Source organism: Rothia sp. SD9660Na, assembly GCF_030064065.1.
Lineage (GTDB): Bacteria > Actinomycetota > Actinomycetes > Actinomycetales > Micrococcaceae > Rothia.
Window position 1 is genome coordinate 121,425 of record NZ_CP125946.1, and the last position, 19,869, is coordinate 141,293.

At 61.0% G+C, this 19,869-nt stretch carries 20 protein-coding genes; 9 read left to right on the forward strand and 11 right to left on the reverse strand.

Annotated elements, in window-relative coordinates; translation table 11 throughout:
- Positions 1-60 precede the first annotated feature (60 nt).
- The 4 genes from QM007_RS00690 to QM007_RS00705 form a co-directional block, all read right to left on the reverse strand.
- Positions 61-636: a YdhK family protein gene (locus QM007_RS00690; RefSeq protein ID WP_283490110.1), complete on the reverse strand. Its 576-nt coding sequence runs from the start codon at positions 634-636 to the stop codon at positions 61-63.
- A gap of 29 nt (positions 637-665) precedes the next feature.
- Entirely contained in the window at positions 666-2,942 is a 2,277-nt protein-coding gene (locus QM007_RS00695) for a heavy metal translocating P-type ATPase (protein WP_283490111.1), read from the reverse strand.
- A gap of 315 nt (positions 2,943-3,257) precedes the next feature.
- The gene (locus tag QM007_RS00700; protein ID WP_283490112.1) at positions 3,258-3,473 is read right to left on the reverse strand and encodes a heavy-metal-associated domain-containing protein; all 216 of its coding nucleotides are present in this window, start codon (positions 3,471-3,473) and stop codon (positions 3,258-3,260) included.
- An 85-nt stretch (positions 3,474-3,558) separates the two neighbouring features.
- Positions 3,559-3,906, reverse strand: a complete 348-nt coding sequence (locus QM007_RS00705) for a metal-sensitive transcriptional regulator (RefSeq protein ID WP_283490113.1) — start codon at positions 3,904-3,906, stop codon at positions 3,559-3,561.
- A gap of 157 nt (positions 3,907-4,063) precedes the next feature.
- On the opposite strand from QM007_RS00705, the gene QM007_RS00710 reads away from it, so the two are divergent.
- The 3 genes from QM007_RS00710 (at position 4,064) to QM007_RS00720 (ending at position 6,816) form a co-directional block, all read left to right on the forward strand.
- Positions 4,064-6,157, forward strand: a complete 2,094-nt coding sequence (locus QM007_RS00710; RefSeq protein WP_283490114.1) for a glycoside hydrolase family 15 protein — start codon at positions 4,064-4,066, stop codon at positions 6,155-6,157.
- Between the two features lie 196 nt (positions 6,158-6,353).
- Positions 6,354-6,701, forward strand: a complete 348-nt coding sequence (locus QM007_RS00715; protein WP_283490967.1) for a LysR substrate-binding domain-containing protein — start codon at positions 6,354-6,356, stop codon at positions 6,699-6,701.
- Positions 6,694-6,816, forward strand: coding sequence for a hypothetical protein (locus QM007_RS00720; RefSeq protein ID WP_283490115.1), 123 nt, complete (start codon positions 6,694-6,696; stop codon positions 6,814-6,816). The genes QM007_RS00715 and QM007_RS00720 overlap by 8 nt, the downstream gene beginning before the upstream one ends.
- Before the next feature lie 62 nt (positions 6,817-6,878).
- Here QM007_RS00720 and QM007_RS00725 read toward each other — a convergent pair whose 3' ends face one another.
- The 6 genes from QM007_RS00725 to pta all read right to left on the reverse strand — a co-directional run bounded on the left by QM007_RS00725 (position 6,879) and on the right by pta (position 14,642).
- Entirely contained in the window at positions 6,879-7,850 is a 972-nt protein-coding gene (locus tag QM007_RS00725) for a bile acid:sodium symporter family protein (protein ID WP_283490116.1), read from the reverse strand.
- 66 nt (positions 7,851-7,916) lie between these two features.
- Positions 7,917-8,111, reverse strand: a complete 195-nt coding sequence (locus tag QM007_RS00730) for a hypothetical protein (RefSeq protein ID WP_283490117.1) — start codon at positions 8,109-8,111, stop codon at positions 7,917-7,919.
- 205 nt (positions 8,112-8,316) lie between these two features.
- Positions 8,317-9,765, reverse strand: a complete 1,449-nt coding sequence (locus QM007_RS00735) for a M48 family metallopeptidase (RefSeq protein WP_283490118.1) — start codon at positions 9,763-9,765, stop codon at positions 8,317-8,319.
- A gap of 71 nt (positions 9,766-9,836) precedes the next feature.
- Positions 9,837-10,352: a hypothetical protein gene (locus QM007_RS00740; protein ID WP_283490119.1), complete on the reverse strand. Its 516-nt coding sequence runs from the start codon at positions 10,350-10,352 to the stop codon at positions 9,837-9,839.
- A 1,019-nt stretch (positions 10,353-11,371) separates the two neighbouring features.
- Positions 11,372-12,511 (reverse strand): acetate/propionate family kinase, encoded by a 1,140-nt coding sequence (locus tag QM007_RS00745; RefSeq protein ID WP_283490120.1) that lies wholly within the window; start codon positions 12,509-12,511, stop codon positions 11,372-11,374.
- 19 nt (positions 12,512-12,530) lie between these two features.
- Complete coding sequence (gene pta, locus QM007_RS00750) at positions 12,531-14,642, reverse strand: phosphate acetyltransferase (RefSeq protein WP_283490121.1); 2,112 nt, start codon at positions 14,640-14,642, stop codon at positions 12,531-12,533.
- 226 nt (positions 14,643-14,868) lie between these two features.
- Between pta and QM007_RS00755 the strand changes: the two genes are divergently transcribed.
- Genes QM007_RS00755 through QM007_RS00775 form a run of 5 tightly spaced genes read left to right on the forward strand, consistent with a single transcriptional unit; the run spans position 14,869 to position 18,515 of the window.
- Positions 14,869-15,540 (forward strand): DsbA family protein, encoded by a 672-nt coding sequence (locus QM007_RS00755; protein ID WP_283490122.1) that lies wholly within the window; start codon positions 14,869-14,871, stop codon positions 15,538-15,540.
- 47 nt (positions 15,541-15,587) lie between these two features.
- Complete coding sequence (locus QM007_RS00760) at positions 15,588-16,403, forward strand: carbon-nitrogen hydrolase family protein (RefSeq protein WP_283490123.1); 816 nt, start codon at positions 15,588-15,590, stop codon at positions 16,401-16,403.
- Between the two features lie 16 nt (positions 16,404-16,419).
- Positions 16,420-16,737, forward strand: a complete 318-nt coding sequence (locus QM007_RS00765; protein WP_283490124.1) for an acylphosphatase — start codon at positions 16,420-16,422, stop codon at positions 16,735-16,737.
- 11 nt (positions 16,738-16,748) lie between these two features.
- A complete protein-coding gene (locus QM007_RS00770; RefSeq protein WP_283490125.1) occupies positions 16,749-17,681 on the forward strand; it encodes a cation diffusion facilitator family transporter in 933 nt (310 codons plus the stop codon).
- 24 nt (positions 17,682-17,705) lie between these two features.
- Positions 17,706-18,515, forward strand: a complete 810-nt coding sequence (locus QM007_RS00775) for a spermidine synthase (protein ID WP_283490126.1) — start codon at positions 17,706-17,708, stop codon at positions 18,513-18,515.
- Here QM007_RS00775 and QM007_RS00780 read toward each other — a convergent pair.
- Positions 18,512-18,664: a hypothetical protein gene (locus QM007_RS00780; RefSeq protein WP_283490127.1), complete on the reverse strand. Its 153-nt coding sequence runs from the start codon at positions 18,662-18,664 to the stop codon at positions 18,512-18,514. The two genes, QM007_RS00775 and QM007_RS00780, sit on opposite strands and share 4 nt — an antisense overlap.
- A gap of 393 nt (positions 18,665-19,057) precedes the next feature.
- Here QM007_RS00780 and QM007_RS00785 point away from each other — a divergent pair, with 393 nt between their 5' ends.
- Positions 19,058-19,861 carry a di- and tripeptidase gene (locus QM007_RS00785; protein WP_283490128.1) on the forward strand — a complete coding sequence of 268 codons (804 nt, stop codon included), beginning with the start codon at positions 19,058-19,060 and terminating at the stop codon, positions 19,859-19,861.
- The last annotated feature ends 8 nt before the right edge of the window (positions 19,862-19,869 follow it).

Below are 19,869 nucleotides of genomic sequence, written 5' to 3' on the forward strand. Positions count from 1 at the left end.
AAAAGGACCGCATATTATGCGGTCCTTTTGAAGTTTTGCGGTCCCCTTGAGAATGAGGAGTTACTTGACTCCCTCAATCTCGGATTCAGTGACCCACTTATGGTTCTTCATGGTCATGCTACCGGCGGTGAAGTCCACCATATAAACGGTCTCATCGGTGGACGATTCAACCGTCCCCTCAGCTCCCTTCATACCGGTCATGTGCTCGGCCTCGATGGTTACGGGGGTGCCGTCGGCAAGGCGCTCACTCCCGGCGTCCGCCAGTTCTTCCTGCACAACCCACTTGTGGTCGGTGACGGGGTCAGACCCGTCGGTGGGTGTGTAGTTCACCGAGTAGGTATAGGTCTGGTAGGCGCCCACGATGGTGGCGGCAGCCCCGTCCATACTACTCATGTGGTCAGCGGTGAGAACCACCTCGGTACCAACCGGGTAGGTGGGGTCTGATGCTTCGGCGATACCGTCAGGTGCGGGCCCGCCGTCGGCCGGGTGGTTGGCGTGATCAGCGTGGGCTGCGGCATCCGACGAGACCAGAGTCTCAGCCTCGCTTTTAGCAGTTGACTCGTTGGATCCGCAGGCAGTCAGAGCCAGCATAGATGCGGCAGCGAGGGCGAGGACGCGGGTGGGCAGGGTTTTCATGGATGCCTCCTAAGGCGTTGGTTGGGGTGTTAGGTAAAGCGGAGCAGGCGGGTGGAGTTGAGCACCACGAAGACCGATGAGAAGGCCATGGCTGCTGCTGCAATCATGGGGTTGAGCAGGCCGGCTGCTGCCACCGGAATGGCCACCGTATTGTAGGCAAAGGCCCAGAAGAGGTTGCTCTTAATGAGTCGCAGGGTTGCCCGCGAGAGTCGAATGGCTGTCGGCAGTGAGCTCAAGTTGCTGCGCACAATGGTCATGTCGGCAGCTTCCATAGCCACGTCGGTGCCCGACCCCATGGCCACGCCCACATCGGCCTTGGCCAGGGCGGCCGCGTCATTCACACCGTCGCCTACCATGGCGACCCCTACTCCGCCCTCTTGCAGGTGGGTGATGGTGGCCAGCTTGTCGGAGGGGCTAACTCCCGCATAAACATTTGCGGGGTCAATGCCCACCCGGGCAGCTACCGCACGGGCGACGGGTTCGGCGTCCCCGGTCAGTAGAACCGGGGTGAGCCCCAGACCCGTGAGTTCTGCCAGGGCTTCGGACGCCCCCGGCTTGGGGGTATCTTGCAGGGCCAGCAGGGCCGCGGGCTGCCCATTGAGAGCAAGGACAACGGTGGTGTGCCCGGCTTCCTGCCCGGCCAGTAGGGCGTGGGTTTGGGCTTCGCTCAGCTCGATACCTTCGGCAGCCAAGAAGCTGGTCTGACCCACTAGAGCCGTGATTTCTCGGATTTCACCCGAGGAAACCTCTTCCAGCAGGGTGGCTCGCACACCCCCGCCGGGAGCTGACTCAAAGGCGGTGATTTCAGGCAGGGAGGAATCCGCTCCAGTAGCCTGGGCTGCCTGGGTGATAGCCCGGGCAAGGGGGTGCTCAGAGCGGCTCTCAGCTGCACCTGCCAGGGCCAGCAGGCGCCTCGCGTCCTGGGCTTCAAAGCCCGCAAGGGGAGTTACCGCAGCCAGGGTGAAGGCACCGGTGGTGACGGTGCCGGTCTTATCGAGCACCACGGTGCGCAGGTGCTTGGTGGACTCGAGCACCTGGGCTGAACGAATCAGAATACCCAGCTGGGAACCGCGCGAGGTGCCCGCCAGTAGGGCCGTAGGGGTAGCCAGACCCAGGGCGCAGGGGCAGGCGATGACCAGCACCGACACGGCTGCGGTAAAGGCGGCGTTGAGGTCGCCTGTCAGCAACAACCAGCCTGCCAGGGTAGCCAGGGCCAGCCCGATGACAATCGGAACGAAAACCGCAGAAACCCGGTCAGCCAGGCGGGCGATAGGAGCCTTAGTCGATTGGGCCTCAGCCACGGTACGGCTCATCTGAGCCAGCACGGTATCGACCCCCACCCGGGTTGCCCGCACCGTCAGGGAACCGGACGTGTTGACGGTCGCCCCGACGACAGCGTCCCCAACTTCCACCTCAACCGGCACAGACTCACCGGTCAGCAGGGAAGTATCCACAGCAGAGCGTCCTTCAAGGACCTCGCCGTCCACCGCGATTTTCTCACCGGGGCGCACCAGAAAGATATCGCCGGGTAGCAGGTCCTTGACGGGAATCTGAACCTTCTGCTCGCCCTGCAGCACCGTGGCCGATTTAGCCCCCAGATTCAGCAGGGCCCGCAGGGCCTGGGAGGACCGCTGGGCGGTACGGTGTTCAATGGTGCGCCCAGCCAGTAGGAAGAGGGTAATCATGGCGGCGGCATCGAAGTAGAGCATGTGGTCCATGCCGTGCCCGCCTGCGGACGCCCCGTGCCCGGCATGGGCGGTCATGGCCGGGTCCATGGCCAGCTGCCAGAGCGAAAAAGCGTAGGAGGCAACCACACCCAGAGAAATGAGGGTGTCCATGGTGAAAGAGCCGTGCCGCAGGTTAGTCCAGGCCGGGCGGTGGAAGGGCATAGCCGCCCAGGTGGCCACCGGCAGGGTCAGGGCTGCAACCACCCAGCCCCAGTGGGGGAACTGGAAGTTAGCAAACATGGATATCAGAAAGACCGGCAGGGTAAAAACAGTTGCTACCCACAGTCGCGGGGCGAGCGAATCCTGTTCCGCCTCGTCCGCCTGTTCCACGGCGTCCTGCTTGAGACTAGCCGTATACCCGGCCTTCTCAATGGTCTCAATCAGCTGCTCATCGGTGATAGAAGCAGGGGTAACCACACGGGCAGTTTCGAGCGGCAGGTTGACCGAGGGCTCCACCCCAATTTTCTTGAGCTTGCGTTCTACCCGACCCACGCAGGACGCGCAGGTCATGCCTCCCACGTTCAGATTCACGATGCGGGTGTCACCGGTGAAAACCTCAGCGGTAGGTTGGGTTGGCATGATGCCTTCTTTCACTTAGTTTGTGGTGTTTGGTGCTTATAGGTGCTTGGGGGGCGGACGCGCGTCTCTGCCAACTAACCATCTCGCGGGCTCGCAAGCTCGCGCGCGATTCATGCCAGCCCCAGCCAGTTGGCTGCCGACGCGCGCCCGCACCTGCGGGCGACGGAGGGCGGCTGGCGCCCAGCTGGCTCCGGGGCTGGCGTGAATTGCGACGAGCCCCCAGGCGAGGAGCAAGAGGGTCGCTGGGCAAAGCCGCCCTCCAAAGCCCGAGAAAAATGAGTTGGCAGAGACGCACGTCCGCCCCTGTATCGGTGATTAGCCGACGGGGGTGAAGCCGGCCTCTTCGATGGCGGCTGAGACGGCGGCGGTATCCAAGTCGCCGGTGTGGTTGATGGTGACGGTGGATTCGCCGCCCTTGACCACATCGACCTCTACGCCGGTGACGTTCTCAATCTCTTCAATTTCTTCGCGCACGCTCATGGCGCAGTGGTTGCAGGTGAGACCGGTTGCCTTGACGATGGTTGCTGACATGGGGTTTCTCCTTATGAGGTAAGGGGCGCGGACGCCCGTACTTGGGGTGGCGGGAACTGGTTGGCTCCCTGCCGGGTTTGGGGTTCTAGCTCTTGACGAGACGGGTGATAGCTGCCATGGCCTCGCTGATTTTGTCGTCGAGGGGGGCGGTGTCGCCGGTGGCTTCTGCCTGGGTGGCGGCGTCGACGACGCAGTGCCGAACGTGGTCTTCTAGTAGCTGGATGGAGACGCTGTGCAGGGCCTTGTTGATGGCAGAGACTTGGGTGAGGATGTCGATGCAGTAGATGTCCTCGTCGACCATGCGCTGGATTCCGCGTACCTGCCCCTCGATGCGGCGCAGGCGCTTGAGGTAGGCGTCCTTGTCGGCGGTGTAGCCGTGCTGGTGCCCCTCGTGCGGGTTGTCCTGGTGGCTTGCGCAGTGTTCTTCGCTCATATCTTTAACATATACCCCCTGGGGGTATGTCCACAAGGGGGTTGTTTCTTGAACGTAACCAAAATTTTCATAGGTGCGGAAAAAGAACGCACTTATGAAACTTTCGATTACCTTCAGCACTGCCGGACGATACTAAGCGCCCTGTTAGACTGGTTCTATGGCTTCTTTCATCGAGGATTACGCCCTGCTCTCAGACATGAATACCGGCGCGCTGGTTTCCCGCACCGGTTCCATTGACTGGTTCTGCGCCCCGCGCTTTGACTCCCGCGCGGTCTTTGCCGCCCTTCTGGGGGAGCGGGAGCACGGACGCTGGTTGCTGGCTCCCCTCGAATCGGTCAACCCCGCCCCGGTGGAGGAGATCCGCACAGAGCGTTCCTACCGCGAGAACACCTTTATTCTGCAAACCGTCTGGTTTGTGGGCGACGCGTCGGTGCGCGTCACCGAGTTTATGCCGCTTTCGGGCGGCACCACCATTGTGCGCAACGTGGAGGGCCTGACCGGTGAGGTCACCATGTACCACGAGCTTGCCCTACGCTTTGATTACGGCAAGACGATTCCCTGGGTTACCCGCTACGAGGGGGTGGACGCCGCTGGCACCCCCGACTCGTCCGCCGACATGCTGGTGGGTATGGCCGGCCCCCACGCCCTGGTCTTCAGGGGCGATTCCCTGCCCGAGGGTGACCCCGAATCTAAGGCCGAAACCTTCACTGTTTCTGCTGGTCAGAGTTACACTTTCACCCTGTCTTACTTTGCCTCTAACCATAATCCGCCTGCCCCGGTGGACTACCCCACGGCCCTGACCTACACCCAGGAGCAGTGGCAGGAGTGGTCCGATCTCTACAGCCCCGCAGATTCCCTGCCAGAGGCTGAGGGGCAGGACGCCGCCCCCGCCCACCTGCCCGAGGGTGGGCAGGTGCCCACCGGCGTCCGCACATCTGAGCAGGCAGAGCAAGCGCCCGCTACTATTTCGGCGGTGCGCGAGGTTGAAACCAAGACCTCATCAATTCTGCTGGAAACCGGCTCCAACACCTCCGCCCCCGAGGTCGATGAAGCTACCTACCATGAGCTAGCCCAAACAGCTGCGAGCCAGGTTGTTGCCCCCAGCGCCGAGGACCACCGCGAAGAAGCCAACGCCCGCTACCGGGAAGCCCGCCTACGCTCCCTGCTGGTCCTGCGCGCCCTGATTTCCCGTGAAACCGGCGCCCTGGTTGCCTCTGTGACCACCTCCCTGCCCGAAGTCATCGGCGGTAAACGCAACTACGACTTCCGTTTCACCTGGCTACGCGATGTCGCCATGGCCATGGACGTAACCCTCACCCACGGCCACGAGCGTGAGACCGCCCAGCTGCGTAACTGGATTCTGCGAGCCCTAGCCAACAACCCGCGCCGCATCCACGCGGTCTACGGTCTGGCCGGCGAAAAGGACGACATCGAGCGCCGCCTCGCCCTGCCCGGCTACGAGGGGTCCCAGCCGGTGAGAAGCGGCAACGGCTCGGGCGACCAGTTCCAGGGGGACGCCCTGGGCCAGGTGCTCGTCACTTTCGCTAACCTGCGCGAAGCGGGCGTAGCAGAAGACCACCTCTCCTGGCCCATCCAGAAGGCCCTGCTCAACGCCGCCACTGAACGTATCGGCGGCACCGACCGCTCCATGTGGGAGACCTTCGGGGAACCTGCCATCTACACCCACTCCCAGGCTATGCTCTGGGCAGCCTTCGACGCCGGTGTTTCAGCTGTGCGCGACTTCGGGCTCGACGGGGACGCCGCTACCTGGGAACACTGCCGCGACGCCGTTGCAGATGAAATCCTGAGCCGCGGCTTCAATGCCGACCTGGGCTGCTTCGTCTCCACCTACGGCGGTACCGCCGTGGATGCCTCCCTGCTGCAACTACCCCAAATTGGGCTGGTCGACTGGGATGACCCCCGCATGCTGGCAACCGTTGAACGTATCGAAGCGACCATCCGCCACTCCTCGGGCATGATTTACCGCTACGACAACTCCGACTCCCAAGACGGCTTTGAGGGTCAGGATAACCCCCACTTCATCTCCTCCCTCTGGCTGGCTGAGCAGTACATTCGCTCCGGACGGGAGGCGGACGGACGCGCCCTCCTCGACACCGTACTGGACTGCGCCAATGACCTGGGGCTCATGAGCTCCGAGTACGACTTTGAGCAGCAGCGCCTCACCGGCAACTTCCCCCAGGCCCTGGCCCATATCTCTCTGATCCGGGCGGTGGAGGCGCTGGGGCTGTAGAAAAAGGTGTTGAGCAGGTAGGTATACCTCTGCCTGCGACCCTCTCGCCGGTTCGCTAGCTGGCTCGCAGGCTCGCCAGATTCGCACCGAGATTTATTTTCCTCGCGTACTCGGAATCTCGGTGCTCATCACCCGCCTGAGGATGAGCAGGAATTTGATACCCAGGTAGATCAGGTAGAGGCCACCTGCCACGGTGATGAGGTCAAAGATCAGGGGAGCGGCGGCCTTCAACTCGGCAGCCCGCTACATGGTGCCGCGGGTCTTCGAACTGCTTGAAGAGCGCGCCCCGCACCTGAGCCTGGAGCTCACCCAGTTGGAACCCCAGCGGTCCATTGCCGAGCTTGCCCGGCACCAGTTTGACCTGGTTATCCCCGAAGGATACGAAGGACGCCCGGTGCAGCTGCCCGTCACCCTGGCGCGGCGGGAGCTCTGGGAAGACCCCATCGTGCTGGTGGCCCCAGCAGCTATGGTGCCGCCGCAACCGCTCGATTCTCTTGCCTGGGCTGAGAGTGCCCCCTGGTGCATGGAACCTGTGGGTGAGTGAGCTGCTGGGCCGCCGCCGGGTTTTTGCGGTGCTTCGGGCAAGTTCGGAGCAGGACGCCGCCGTCCGCCTCCTCGTTGATATTCTGCGGGAGCTGAACCCGGCGTCGTCATGGTGAAAATCGGCCGTCATTGCTAACCATCATGGCTATTTTCACTATGATAGTCGCCATGATTTTCGCTATGAAGCTTGGGTCTGCCTACCCCAGCGGGCAGCCTTGGCGGCGCAAATCATGAGCTGAACCTGGTGGAAAATCATGAGCGGCAGAATGAGGGCACCCACGGCTCCGCCCCCGAAAATTACCGCTGCCATGGGCAGGCCGGTTGCCAGGGACTTCTTCGAACCGCAGAACTGCACCGCCACCCGGTCGCCGTAGCTAAAGCCCAGTTTCTTTGAGACAACCCCGCTGAGCCAGAGTAGGAACTCAACCAGGGCAATGGACAGAAGAACCAGGAGCAGAATCTGCCAGGGGCTAATGCGGGTCCAGATGCCCTGCACAATGCCGTCTGAAAAAGCCGCGTAGACCACCATGGCAATGGAGAGACGGTCAACGTGCTTGGTGAGCTTGTTCTTAGCTATATCGCCCACCCAGCGGCGCAGGAGCTGACCCAGCACGAAGGGTAGCAGTAGCTGGAGCGCGATATCACCAAAAACGGAGCCTGAGATGGTGAGCTGATCGCTTTGCATCAGCAGCATGACCAGCAGGGGAGTGGCTATCACACCCACGATATTCGAGGCACTCGCGCTAACAATTGCCCCAGCCACATTGCCCTTGGCGATAGAGGTGAAAGCTACCGAGGACTGCACGGTGGATGGCACCAGGGTCATAAAGAGCAGACCCAGGTAGAGCTCCCGGCCGATAATGCCCTGCACAGGGTAGAGGGCTAGGCCGATGAGCGGGAAGATGAGGTAGGTAAAGCCCAGAATGGTGCTGTGGAGCCGCCAGTTTTTCAGGCCCTGCAGGGCTTCTTGGGGTGAGAGCCGGGCACCGTAGAGGAAGAAGAGCAGGCCGATAGCGATTTTGGTAGCTACGCTGAACCCCTCGGCGAAGTCCCCGCGCGCTGGGAAGATAATCGCCAGGGCAACGGCGAGCAGAATCAGGGTAATCAGCGGGTCAGGGCGCCAGGAGCGCAATTTCTGGGGTAGGGCCATTTAGCCCATTCTACTCTTGGGTTTGGGTGCCAAATATGCGGCGGTCGATTTTTGTAAGGTTGTTGGCTACTCTTCAGGGGAGCGATAAAAGGTGGCTATGAGACTTCCCAGGCAACCTGCAACCGCGCAACCGATGGCGAATATGATTATGCCGTCGTTAGTACGGCCTCCCGCAGCAAAGATAATGGCGCAGATGAAGTTGATGCTCATGAGTGCAGCAACTGACCAGAGAAGAGCCTGACGTTTGGTGGGGGTTTGCATTATTGCGTCCTTCCTTAGTCTTGTTTTTGCTCGTTTGCGTACCACTTAGCGCCGCCGCGCGCGGCTAGAATCAGGGCAACAATGCCTGCGATAGCGTAGAGAAAACCCACGGGGCTCACCTTCTTCCTTGAGGGATAATAAACCCCACCCTAACCTATGCCTGTGATGTGGGCAATAGGTTGGGGTGGGGTTTTCATGTCGAGGGTTAGCCCTGGTCAGTGGGCGGGTTGACAGGGGCGGACGCCGGGCGCTCGCCTTCCCGAGGCGTAGCACCTGGGCCGCTCCCGGCGTCCTGACCCTGCTGCTCAGGTGACTGGCCCGGTGCCTGCTGGGGTTCCTGCGGTGAGGGGGCTCCGAAGCCGTTCCAGGGGGTGCGCTGGCGGTAGTGCGGGGGTACCCAGCCGGTGTAGAGCATGTCGCCCACGGTGCGGTCGCGGTACTGGGCAGGGCGGCGGTAGGTTGTGTTGACTGAACCCCAGTGCTGGTTGTCGGCGCGTTCGGGGTAGGTGGCCAGGTGGTCGGTGGCCTGTAGGGGGTCGGCCCAGGCTTCGGCAGGTTCCGCCGCTGGAATCATGGACAGCGGGTAGGGCGGGTTGTTCTTGGGTCGCCAGATCAGGCGGCCGGGTTCGGTGCGGTCGCGCAGAGCGTGGGCGCGCCAGGTCACCGGTGGGTGGGTGGACCCGATGTTCGCGAACCAGGTGAAGAAGCCGCGCTCGTAGACGGCCCGGTTGGCTAGTTCGTGGAAGTTCACGTCGTTCATCAGGTACTTACCGGCGGCGAGTACGGTGGTGGTGGTTTCGGCGCCGTCGGGGGCGTAGCGGTAGCCGAAGTTATCGGCGGTGTATTCCTGGGTGCGGGAGAGCAGGTTGCCGAGAATCGGAATCTGCATGAAGAAGCTGGTGAAAATCAGGCGGAAGTAGCTGACGTGGCCGGCGGCGATATGCCCTACCTCGTGCCCGATGATGAAGCGCAGGGCTTCGGGGTTGCGGGCTGCGCCACCGATTTCGAAGAGGTCGGAGTAGATGGCGATGAAGCGGCGGTGCCCGTGGCCTGAGGCGAAGGCGTTGATTTGGCCGTTGCCGAGTACGACGTAGGCGTCGGGTACGCGGCGCAGGCCGGCGGCGTGGGCGGCTTCAACAACCATCTGGTAGGCCTCGGGGAACTGGGTGGGGGTAATGCGCACCCCGCTGAGGCGCAGCTGGCCGTACATGGCACCGCGGACGAAGAAGATACCTAGGGGCAGGTAAATGGCGATGGCGATGAGTTGGCCGACCAGGTTACTGATTTGGTAGTTGACGAAGTCGTCCCCTAGCACGCTGCTGAAGAGTGAGTAGATGAGGTAGATACCGCCGCCCACGTAGAGCATGATGGTGAGCGCGTAGGCCATGACGACCAGGGGCAGTTCTGCGGGGTGGCGCAGTGCATTGAGGAACTTGAAGGGCAGCAGGGATTGGAAGCCGAAGAGCTTGGGCGCGGGCAGGGGCGAGAGGGGCCGCTGGCGCGTGTCTTCGGGTAGCCAGCCGTCGCTGAGGTCGTTGGGTAGGGGCTGGGTGAGGCCCTGCTCGTTGATGTGCGCGGACGCCTGTGGGCGGGCTGCGCCGGGGTGGGGTGGCTGGTTGCCGGGTTGGTTGTCGCCGGGTGTGTTCTCGCTCATGCCTGTTCCTGCTAGGTGGTGTGCTATCTTCTGATACCCACACTAGCAAATAGGCAGGAATGCCTCCTTTGTTATTTTAGTATTCTGTTGAGTTCTGGTTCAAAGGGGTCTGTATCGGGGTTCAAGATGAGATAAGTCAGGGAAACAGGTAGGGCGGCTGGGTACCCACTGTAGTCGTAACTGAATCTGTATGTGACGCTACCGCGGATCAGGGTTATAAGTGCCTGGCTATGATGGTTGCTGAGGTGGAGTAGCTGGATAGGGAGGGAAGGTGATTCTTCAGAAAAAACATTGTAGTAGGAACCGAGATCATCAAGAAGGTTGGGCCAGGTTTGTTGAGGATCATCAGTTATATCGGGTTGTATCTGGGAAGGTTCGCAAAGGTCTTCTCCAAATTCATGATGAAACATTTGGTATACACTTTGAACGGCGCAACTTTTATTTAAATGGATACTTTTAGAATTTTTGAACTTTATATTAGCTGCAGATGACTCGGGGTCAATCTTTATGGACTGAATACAGTGTCTTGGCTGCGAATATTCTATCTTTGCTAAACAAACTAGCAACTTTGCTATGGATTCAGTCATATGTTAAGTGCTTTCTTTGCAAAATCTGGGCATAAATCGCCACGATTTTTACAATAGGTTGTAGTGACTCCAAAATGTTTCCCATCGGACGTATTGGTTCTGAAATCAAAGCTAGTCAACACTGTAACTGTATCGATGATTCTACATTTTCTCCAGAAAAACCAGCCTGTGCAGCGAATATGGTGAACCTTCGCCTCATAGGTATATTTTTTGGCCATTTACATAGTATTTCTTGCTGTAGTAGTTCGTGACAGCCCGGGGGACTCTCCATGTTAAATTGTGCTTACTTTCGATCTTTGTTTTAATGTTTCTTCTAAGATTTATTGTTCTCCCTTCTCTGTTGATCCAGTAGTGGGAGACTGGGGCGTTTGCTTGAATTTCATGGCCGGAATTTAAGTTTTTAGGGGTGTCATATAGTATTGGTGGGATCGGCTGAATATTTTTATGTCTTGTATCGTTTTCAAAAAATGAGTGTATCGACTGAATTCCTGCATCATACTGTTACTCATTTTCTGCATGAAGAATTATTTCAGACTGTTCGGGCGTAAGCCCTGAGTTGATTAGATATTCGCTATCAATGTTCTCTTCAGTGTTTATCTCTGAATCTGTGAGTATAGAAAATTCTTGGAATGAAACTTCTTGAGCTTGAAGCATTGTTGAACTATTTGTGATAGACAATGTAATCGCGAAAAAATAAAATAAAAAACTGCCCGAAAGGTTTGGTTTTCATGGGGGATTTCCTTGAGTGCTTGGTCAGCCGTCTTTGGCTGAGACTTGGGGATCAAGAGTGAGTTCTTGTGCTTCTGACATTAATGCTAAGGTGAGGATTTGGTCAAGAAGTTATCTGAAAAAAGTTGATAGATTGTTCAAGGGTTTCCTCGGGGGTGCCCCTAGCCTGGTGGGTCTTGCTACCTGGATTTGCTACCTGGATAGAAACGAAAAGCGGGGTTTCCTTCGAAACACAGTAAAGAACCGTAGCTCGAAAGAAACCCCGCCCTACAGTGGCGAAGCCCTAAAACTTAGGCAACCAGGGCCTCGGTAGCCTCAGCGATAGCCTTTTCTTCGTTGGTGGGTACTACCAGTACGGGGATGGCTGAGTCTTCGGTGGAGATGAGGCGGGGCTCGTCGCCGCGTACCTTGTTGGCGTCGTCGTCCAGCTTGATGCCCAGGGCACCCAGTCGCTCAACAGCCAGCTTGCGGAACTGGTGAGAGTTCTCACCAATACCTGCGGTAAAGACCAGGGCCTTAGCGCCACCAACAGCTACATGGTAGGCGCCAATGTACTTAGCCAGGCGGTAGGAGGTCATGTCCAGGGCCAGCTTGGCGCGCTCGTCCCCAGCTTCCATAGCCTCAACTACGGCGCGCATGTCGTTGTTGCCAGCGATAGCGAGCAGGCCGGACTCCTTGTTCAGCAGGGAGTCCATCTTGGCGGGGGTCATTTCGGGGTCGCGCATCATGATGGAGGTCAGCACGGAGGGGTCGATGTCGCCGGAGCGGGTACCCATGACCAGGCCAGCCAGGGGGGTGTAGCCCATGGAGGTGTCCAGGCACTGACCGCCCTCAACAGCGGTGACGGACGCGCCGTTACCCAGGTGGGCAATCACGCCGTTGAAGTCGGAGCGGTCCAGGCCCAGGAAGTCAGCGGCAATGCCGGTGACGTAGTCGTGGCTGGTGCCATGGAAGCCGTAGCGGCGCACGCCGTACTTCTCCACCAGTTCTTCGGGCACAGCGTAGCGGTAGACGTGCTCGGGCATGGTGCCGTGGAAGGCGGTGTCGAAGACGGCAACCATGGGGACGCCGGGGTAGGTTTCCTGGGCAGCCTTCAGGCCCAGCACATGGGCGGGGTTGTGCAGGGGAGCCAGAGGGGAGAGCTCATCAATCTTGGCGATGACCTCGTCGGTGACCAGCACGGGCTCTGAGAAGACGTCGCCGCCCTGAACGATGCGGTGGCCGATAGCGTCGATGGTCTTACCGTGCAGGGGCTCAACCAGGGCCTGAGCCATGATGTCGAGGGCTTCGGTGTGGGTGGGAATCTCTGCGGAGCCGATGTTCTCGACCAGGCCCTTAGCGATGACCTGGTTCTCTTCACCGGCAGCGGCGGTGTCACGCACCTGGTACTTCACAGATGAGGAACCGCAGTTAATAACGAGTACGAGCATGAAAGTGTTTTCCTTTAATTTAGAGGGTCTGGGCCTGAATCGCGGTGATAGCTACGGTGTTGATGATGTCATCGACGGTAGCGCCGCGGGAGAGGTCGTTGACGGGCTTGCGCAGGCCCTGCAGGACGGGGCCGACGGCTACAGCGCCGGAGGTCTGCTGCACAGCCTTGTAGGTGTTGTTGCCGGTGTTCAGGTCGGGGAAGATGAACACGGTTGCCTGGCCTGCGACCTCTGAGCCGGGGAGCTTGGAGGAGGCGATCGACATATTGGAGGCCGCGTCGAACTGGATGGGGCCCTCAAAGGCGAAGTCGGGGTTGGCCTCACGTAGCTTCTCGGTGGCTTCGACGACGAGTTCGACGTCGGTGCCAGAGCCGGAGGTGCCGGTGGAGTAGGAGAGCATGGCGACCTTGGGGTCAACGCCGAACTGGCGGGCGGTCTCTGCTGAAGCCTTGGCGATGTCGGCGAGCTGCTCGGAGTTGGGGTTGGGGTTCACTGCGCAGTCGCCGAAGACGAGCACGCGGTCTTCCATGAGCATGAGGAAGACGGATGAGACGACCTTGACGCCTTCGCGGGTCTTGATGAATTCCAGGGAGGGGCGGATGGTGTTGGCGGTGGTGTTCACTGCGCCGGAGACCATGCCGTCGACGATGCCCTTGTGGACGAGCATGGTGCCGAAGTAGGAGGGGTCCATCATGCGGTTCTGGGCGCCTTCGAGGGTCATGCCCTTGTGGGCGCGCAGTTCGGCGTAGGTTTTGGCGAAGTCCTCGGTGTAGTCGTTGTTGTCGAGGTCGATGATGGTGACGCCGCGCTTGCCGTCTTCTGCGATGGGTAGGTCGATGGATTCGCGCTGGCAGATTTCTGCGATTTTTTCGGGGTTGCCGATGAGGGTGAGGTCGCAGAAGTCGCGGCGGACGATGATGGATGCGGCGCGCAGGATACGGGGGTCGTAGCCTTCGGGCAGCACGATGGAGCGGCGGTCGCTGCGGGCCTTTTCGATGAGGTTGTGCAGGAAGCGCAGGGGGGTCATGGTGGCGGGGCGTTCGAGTTCGAGGCGCTCGAAGAGTTCCTTTTCGTCGACGTTGCGGAACCATTCGCCGAGGGCGGTTGCGATTTTGCGGGGCTGGCCGAGGGCGAGCTGGCCGCGCACCATGGAGACGGCTCGGCCGGCTTTGAAGGTGTCGAGCTGGGTGGAGAAGACGGGGAAGGGGGCCTTTTCGACGAGCTGGCCGATGGCGGTGTCGCCCTTGAGTTCTGCGGCGAGGCCGCCGGTGAGCAGCATGCCGGAGGGGGCGGGGAAGGTGGGGGAGAGGGCGGACGCGAGGGTTGCGACCATGATGTCGGAGCGGTCGCCGGGGACGATGACGAAGTCGCCGTCGGTGAACTGGGAGAGGAAGTTGGAGACGGTCATGGCCGCGATTTTGATGTCGTGGATGTCGCGGTCGAGGAAGTCCTGGCTCATGCCCTCGTGGTTGAGGCCGAGGTTGTAGACCACTTCGGCGACGGTGGGCAGTGAGATTTCGGGCAGTTCGGGCAGGACGTAGACGGGGCGGTTGGAGGGGCCGCGCTTGACGTTCTTGAGGATTTCTTCGCGCAGTTCGGGGCGGGCGCGGTTGACCATGACGGCCAGCACGTCTACCTTGGCGCCGTGCAGTTCGGTGCGGGCGACGTCAACGGCGTTGACGACGTCTGAGACGGTGGATTCTTGGGCGCCGACGACGGCGATGACGGGGGTGCCGAGGTCTTTGGCGAACTGGGCGTTGAGGTCGAATTCTACGGTTGCTGCGTTGTGGGAGAGCAGGTCGGTGCCGTCGACGATGATGGCGTCGCAGTGCTTGGCCATCTCGGAGTAGACGGAGACGGCGATGGATGACATTTCTTCGTGGTCGCCGGATGCGAGCAGTTCGCGGCAGCGTTCGAGGGAGACACCTCCGCGGGCCTGGGCGTCGCTGAGGTTGTATTTGGTGCGGAGCAGACGGATGAGGGGGTCCTGGGACTCGATTTCACCGGTGAAGACGGGGCGGAAGAAGCCGACGCGGTCGGTTTCTTTGAGTAGGGAGTCGAGCAGGCCGATGGCGATGAGGGACTTGCCTGTGCCCTGGTTCATTGCGGAAATGTACATGCCGTTGGTCATCTGGGTCTACATCCTTGTGGCTGTGTTTTTGTGGGTTACGGTGGCTGTGGGGCTACCGTATGTTTACTTCTGAGTTTATTCCTTTGGGTGGGCTTTAGGGGCGGCGCGGCGTGCGTTTGTGTGGTATCTCATGAGGGGCGGACGCTTGCTGACAGTTTGTGCCCGCAGGGTACGCGGGCGGGTGGTTAGGCTGGGGTCAGAAGTATCGTCTGAGAGAAAGAGTCTTATGTCTGTGAAACTTACCCGCCGGGCCCTTGTGAGCGCCCTGCCCCTGCTGGGGCTGGTGGCCTGTGGTGGTTCTAGCGAGACTGCCGGTAGCGCTTCTGCTGCCGCAAGCGAGGAAGGTGCGGCGGGCGTCCGCACCGATGCTGGCTATCAGCTCAACGCGGTGACCGACGGCGCCCCCACGGTGACCCTCTACACCGATTTGCAGTGCCCCTATTGCGCTAAGGCTGACCCCAAGTACCGTGAGGCCGCTGCCGAGTTAGAGGGCACCATGAACGTGACGGTGCGCCACTTCCCGCTGTCGATGCACGCCAACGCGGTTCCCGCCGCCCAGGCTGTGCAGGCTGCTGAGGCCCAGGGGGCCTATGTGGCGATGGCTGACCACCTCTACACCCACCAGGCTGACTGGAAGGAAATCACCGATACCGCCCAGTTTGCCACCCTCATGGGAGATTATGCTGAGGCGCTGGGCCTGGACCGTGCCCGCTTCGAATCCGATCTGCCGAGCGAAGAGGCTCTTGCCCTGATTGAGCAGGAGTATCAGGACGGCGTCGCCGCAGGTGTGAAGGGAACCCCCAGCTTCGTGGTGGAGGGCACCAAACTTGAGAACGTCGACTCCGCCACCAGCACCGCCGACATGGTGGCGGCCTTCAAACAGGCAGCCGGGCTCTAAGCGCGTTAACCTGGTCACCGCCAGCTGCGCCCTCTAGAGTTGAAGGTATGAAGATAGCTCTCGCCCAGATGCTCAGTACCAAAGACGTTGCCCGCAACATCGAGACGATTCGTGAATACACGGCGCTCGCGGCAGAGCGCGGTGCCCGCCTGGTGGTCTTCCCCGAGGCGGCCATGCTCAGCTTTGGCGGTCGGCTGTATGACGATGCGGCCCAGCACGAGCTGACCTTCCGCACCGCCCTCGCTAACATCGCGCGCGAGAACTACGTGACCGTGGTGGTGGGCGGCTTCGCCCCGGTGCAGCTAGCTGACGAATGGAACCTGCGGGTCTACAACAACCTCTACTGCTTCGACCAGAACGGGGCAGAGACTGTCTACACCAAGATGCACCTCTACGACGCCTTTGGGTTTAAAGAATCTGAGGGGGTCAAGGCCGGTGAGCAACTGGTGACCATCACCGTGGACGGCACCAAAATCGGTCTGGCTACCTGCTACGACGTGCGCTTCCCCAAGCTCTTTGCCGACTACTCCCGCGCCGGGGCGAAGGCGACGGTGGTGGCGGCGTCCTGGGCTGGGGGAGAGGGCAAGGTGAGCCAGTGGCAGATTCTGACCAGCGCTCGCGCCCTGGATTCCAACATGTTTGTGCTGGCTGTTGACCAGGCTTCCCCCACGAGCGCTGACCCGCGGGCAGATATCACCCAGCCAACCGGCGTGGGCTATTCCCGGGCGGTTTCTCCCTTCGGCGTGACCCTGGCTGAGGCGGGTGAAGCCCCCGAAATTCTGGTGGTTGACCTTGACCTCTCTGAGGTAGACCGCGCCCGCTCCGCCCTGCCCGTTCTGGCCAACGCCAAGCTGGACTACTAGAGAAAGATCACCTGACATGGGTTTCTTTGATATCTTCACCGATAAAGCCCCCGCCGAACCGGCCGAGGCCCAGCTTATGGCCACCGCCTACGGGCACGTGCAGGGCGTGGGTTTCCGCTGGTGGGTAGCCGGTATCGCTAAGCCCCTGGGGATGGTGGGCTACGCCAAAAATATGGACGACGGGTCGGTTGAGATCATCGCCCAGGGCAGTGCGGACGCCTGTGAGCAGCTCCTTGCCGAACTGACCGGCGGCGATACCGCTGGTAGGGTTGATCATGTTGACTCTGATATCACCCAGCCGGTTGGCTCCTATAAGGGGTTCGGCATCTACTAGAAGGGCACACCATGGGCCACTCCCACAGCCATGCCCACGGGCATTCCCACGGTGGCGGGGCTAACGAGCGCCGCCTTATCATTGTGGTGGTTATTGCCTGGTCACTGGTTGCCTTCCAGTTGACCGGAGCCTGGCTGACCGGTTCTCTGGCCCTGCTCTTTGACACGGTCCACGTTTTCACCGATGCCCTGGGGGTCAGTGTTGCCCTGGCCGCCGCGCGTCTGGCCCGCCTGCCGGCGTCCTCGCGCCACACCTGGGGGTTCCGCCGGGTTGAGGTGCTCTCAGCCATGTTCCAGGCCGCTGTGCTGCTCGGGGTTGGGCTCTTTGTGCTCTACGAGGCGGTGCAGCGCCTGCTGGAACCTGCCCCCATACCCGGCCGTGAAGTGCTGATTTTCGGCGTCATTGGCCTGGTGGGCAACATTGTGATGATTGCGGTGTTGGTGGGCGGCGACCGCACCAACTTCAACATGCGGGCCGCCTTCCTGGAAGTGCTCAATGACGCCCTGGGGTCGGTGGCGGTTATTATCTCGGCCCTTATTATCTGGCGTACCGGCTTCTACCAGGCCGACGCCCTAGTGGCTGTGCTCATCGGTCTGCTGATTATCCCGCGCACCGTCAAGCTCTTCCGCGAAACCGCCTCGGTGCTGCTGGAATCAACCCCGCGCGGGCTCGACCTCGACGAGGTACGCCGCCACCTCGAAGGCCAGCCCCACGTGGTTGCCGTGCACGACCTGCACGCCACCCAGATTTCCTCCGACCTGCCGGTGCTCACCGCCCACATCGTGCTGGACGACGAGTGCTTCACCACCGGCCACTCGGTGGAGATTCTCAAGAATCTGCAAAGCTGTGTGGCCGAGCATTTTGAGGTCTCTATTAAGCACTCCACCTTCCAGATGGAGCCGCGTTCCCTGGCCGCCGATGAAGACCTGCGGCACCTGCACTAGGTAACAGGCGCTAGGCTAGAGAGCATGTCACGCACTATTCAGCTGTCCTTCTCTGGCCTGAGCGCCTCTGTTGCCCCCGACGGCTTCTCTGAGACCGGCCGTATCCTTGAAATCGGTGGGGCGGAGCAGTCCCACGTGGACCTGGCCCACCCCGACTTCATCTTCTACGAGTACCTGCGCCGCATCGGCAACCTGGTCGACCTTCAGGGGGTACCGGGCGAACCGATCACCACCGCCCACCTGGGGGCTGGGGCGCTGACCCTGGTGCGCTACATTCAGGCCACCCGCCCCGGTTCTGCCCAGCTGGCCGTCGATATTGAGCGGGAGCTACCCGGTTTCGTGATGGAGCAGCTACCCCTGCCCGCGGGGACCAACTGCCAGATTTTGATTGAGGACGCCGCCGCGGCTGCTCCCAGCCTAAAAGATGAGCTGGGTGCCCCTGGCGGACTTGACCTGGTCGTCCTCGATATTTTCTCGGGCTGGGAGGCCCCGCCCCACCTGACCACCGCCGAGTTTTACACCGACCTGCGTGACTCCCTGGCTCCTGCCAGTAGTGAGAGTGCGGGCGGGCTCCTGGCGGTCAACGTGGGGGACGACGCCGGGCTGAGCTTCTTCGCGGCCCAGGCCCGAACCCTATTAGAGGTCTTTGAGCACGTCTGGTGCCTGGCCGACACCACCATGCTGAGCGGACGCTACGCGGGCAACCTCATTCTGGTGGGCTCGCACGTGGCGCTCCCCCAGGACGCCGTCACCGGCCTGGTTGGTGCCGGGCCGCACCCGGCGTCCGCCTTGGGAACCGACGAGCTGGTGGAACTCCTGGGGAAACTGGGCTAGGGCGCGTCTACCTGAGCAATAGTGCTGGTGACAGGAGCGGGCTCGCCCGCTGCCCGCTTGGGGTGGGAGGTGATGGTGATGCCCATGGAGGCTACCGTCAGCAGTAGAATTGCCGTCCAGCGCAGGGCGCCGGTGTCTTGGGGGAGCAACAGCCAGCCGCCGATAGCCGCGATGCCGGGTTCTAGGCTGAGCAGAATAGAGAAGACGTTGTTGGGCAGGCGGCGCAGGGCCGCCAGCCCCGTCGATGAGTCTGCCCACGGTGGCTAGTCCAATCCAGAGGGCGTCGATAGGTCGGCGGGAGAGCACAGCTGCCAGAACCAGCGGGCCGATAAACTCCACTGAGACTGCCAGCCCCAGGGGGAGCAGCTCAATGGGGTGGTAGAAGGCCCCGTTCATGCCGGCGAAGGCAGCCCCGAGCAGGATCACGGCGGCCCATTGGGCGCCACAGTTGCCACCGTGAGCTACCGCAGCCCGCCACGCCTAGGGCGTACACAATAGCAAGCACACTGTGTTTACAGCTATTTGCCGGTAAACTAAAAGCTATGTTCAACTTCAACGCATCTAGCGCTTTCGACGCTAACGGTCAGCCCAAGCCCGCGGTTACCCGCACTGTCGATACTGTGCTGAAGGTTCAGCGCCCCCTGATTGTTTCCATGCTCAAGAAGATGCGTGAGAAGCACCCTAACGAGACCCCCGACCAGATTGCCAAGCGCCTCGAAAAGGCCTACCTGCGCGATGTGACCGTTGGTGGCGGCGCCGTGGGCGCAACCGCCTTCGTGCCGGGTCTGGGTACTGCGGCGTCCGTTGGTCTGTCTGCCCTGGCGGTTGGCGGCTACCTGGAGCGCACCGCTATCTACGCGCAGGCTATGGCTGAGCTGCACGGCGTGCACGTAGATGACCCCGAAAAATCCCGTCTCATGGTCATGGCCATCATGCTGGGTGAGGACGGCTCCGTGCTCATGAACTCAATCCTGGCCCATACCGGTAAGACCGGCGGTGTCTCCCGCAAGTGGGGCATGATGATGGGTTCCAAGGACTCCGGCAAGGTGTTCAGTATCGAGCGCACCATCCGCAATATGTTCATTAAGCGCTTCTTGACCCGCCAGTCCGGCGCCCTGCTTGGCCGTGCCCTGCCGTTCGGTATTGGTGCTGTGGTGGGTGGCGGTGCCAACCTGGCCCTGGGTAAGAATGTGGTCAAGTCGGTCGAGCAGACCTTCGGTGCCCTGCCCGCTGTCTTCCCCGATGCCCTTAACTCCGACCGGGCCCCCAAGTTTGAGGGTGGCAAGGGCGAGGACGCCGACACTTCCGAGGGTGCGCAGGGTGAGACCGCGCAGCTTGAGAAGTAAAGAGAACT

Coding starts and splice junctions, on each gene's coding strand:
- QM007_RS00705 (WP_283490113.1), bottom strand. CDS start 3,906: ATGAGCGAAGAACACTGCGCAAGCCACCAGGACAACCCGCACGAGGGG.
- QM007_RS00775 (WP_283490126.1), top strand. CDS start 17,706: ATGTCACGCACTATTCAGCTGTCCTTCTCTGGCCTGAGCGCCTCTGTT.
- QM007_RS00710 (WP_283490114.1), top strand. CDS start 4,064: ATGGCTTCTTTCATCGAGGATTACGCCCTGCTCTCAGACATGAATACC.
- QM007_RS00785 (WP_283490128.1), top strand. CDS start 19,058: ATGTTCAACTTCAACGCATCTAGCGCTTTCGACGCTAACGGTCAGCCC.
- QM007_RS00765 (WP_283490124.1), top strand. CDS start 16,420: ATGGGTTTCTTTGATATCTTCACCGATAAAGCCCCCGCCGAACCGGCC.
- QM007_RS00730 (WP_283490117.1), bottom strand. CDS start 8,111: ATGCAAACCCCCACCAAACGTCAGGCTCTTCTCTGGTCAGTTGCTGCA.
- QM007_RS00740 (WP_283490119.1), bottom strand. CDS start 10,352: ATGACTGAATCCATAGCAAAGTTGCTAGTTTGTTTAGCAAAGATAGAA.
- pta (WP_283490121.1), bottom strand. CDS start 14,642: ATGACCAACGGCATGTACATTTCCGCAATGAACCAGGGCACAGGCAAG.
- QM007_RS00735 (WP_283490118.1), bottom strand. CDS start 9,765: ATGAGCGAGAACACACCCGGCGACAACCAACCCGGCAACCAGCCACCC.
- QM007_RS00745 (WP_283490120.1), bottom strand. CDS start 12,511: ATGCTCGTACTCGTTATTAACTGCGGTTCCTCATCTGTGAAGTACCAG.
- QM007_RS00760 (WP_283490123.1), top strand. CDS start 15,588: ATGAAGATAGCTCTCGCCCAGATGCTCAGTACCAAAGACGTTGCCCGC.
- QM007_RS00715 (WP_283490967.1), top strand. CDS start 6,354: ATGAGGTCAAAGATCAGGGGAGCGGCGGCCTTCAACTCGGCAGCCCGC.
- QM007_RS00700 (WP_283490112.1), bottom strand. CDS start 3,473: ATGTCAGCAACCATCGTCAAGGCAACCGGTCTCACCTGCAACCACTGC.
- QM007_RS00770 (WP_283490125.1), top strand. CDS start 16,749: ATGGGCCACTCCCACAGCCATGCCCACGGGCATTCCCACGGTGGCGGG.
- QM007_RS00695 (WP_283490111.1), bottom strand. CDS start 2,942: ATGCCAACCCAACCTACCGCTGAGGTTTTCACCGGTGACACCCGCATC.
- QM007_RS00725 (WP_283490116.1), bottom strand. CDS start 7,850: ATGGCCCTACCCCAGAAATTGCGCTCCTGGCGCCCTGACCCGCTGATT.
- QM007_RS00690 (WP_283490110.1), bottom strand. CDS start 636: ATGAAAACCCTGCCCACCCGCGTCCTCGCCCTCGCTGCCGCATCTATG.
- QM007_RS00755 (WP_283490122.1), top strand. CDS start 14,869: ATGTCTGTGAAACTTACCCGCCGGGCCCTTGTGAGCGCCCTGCCCCTG.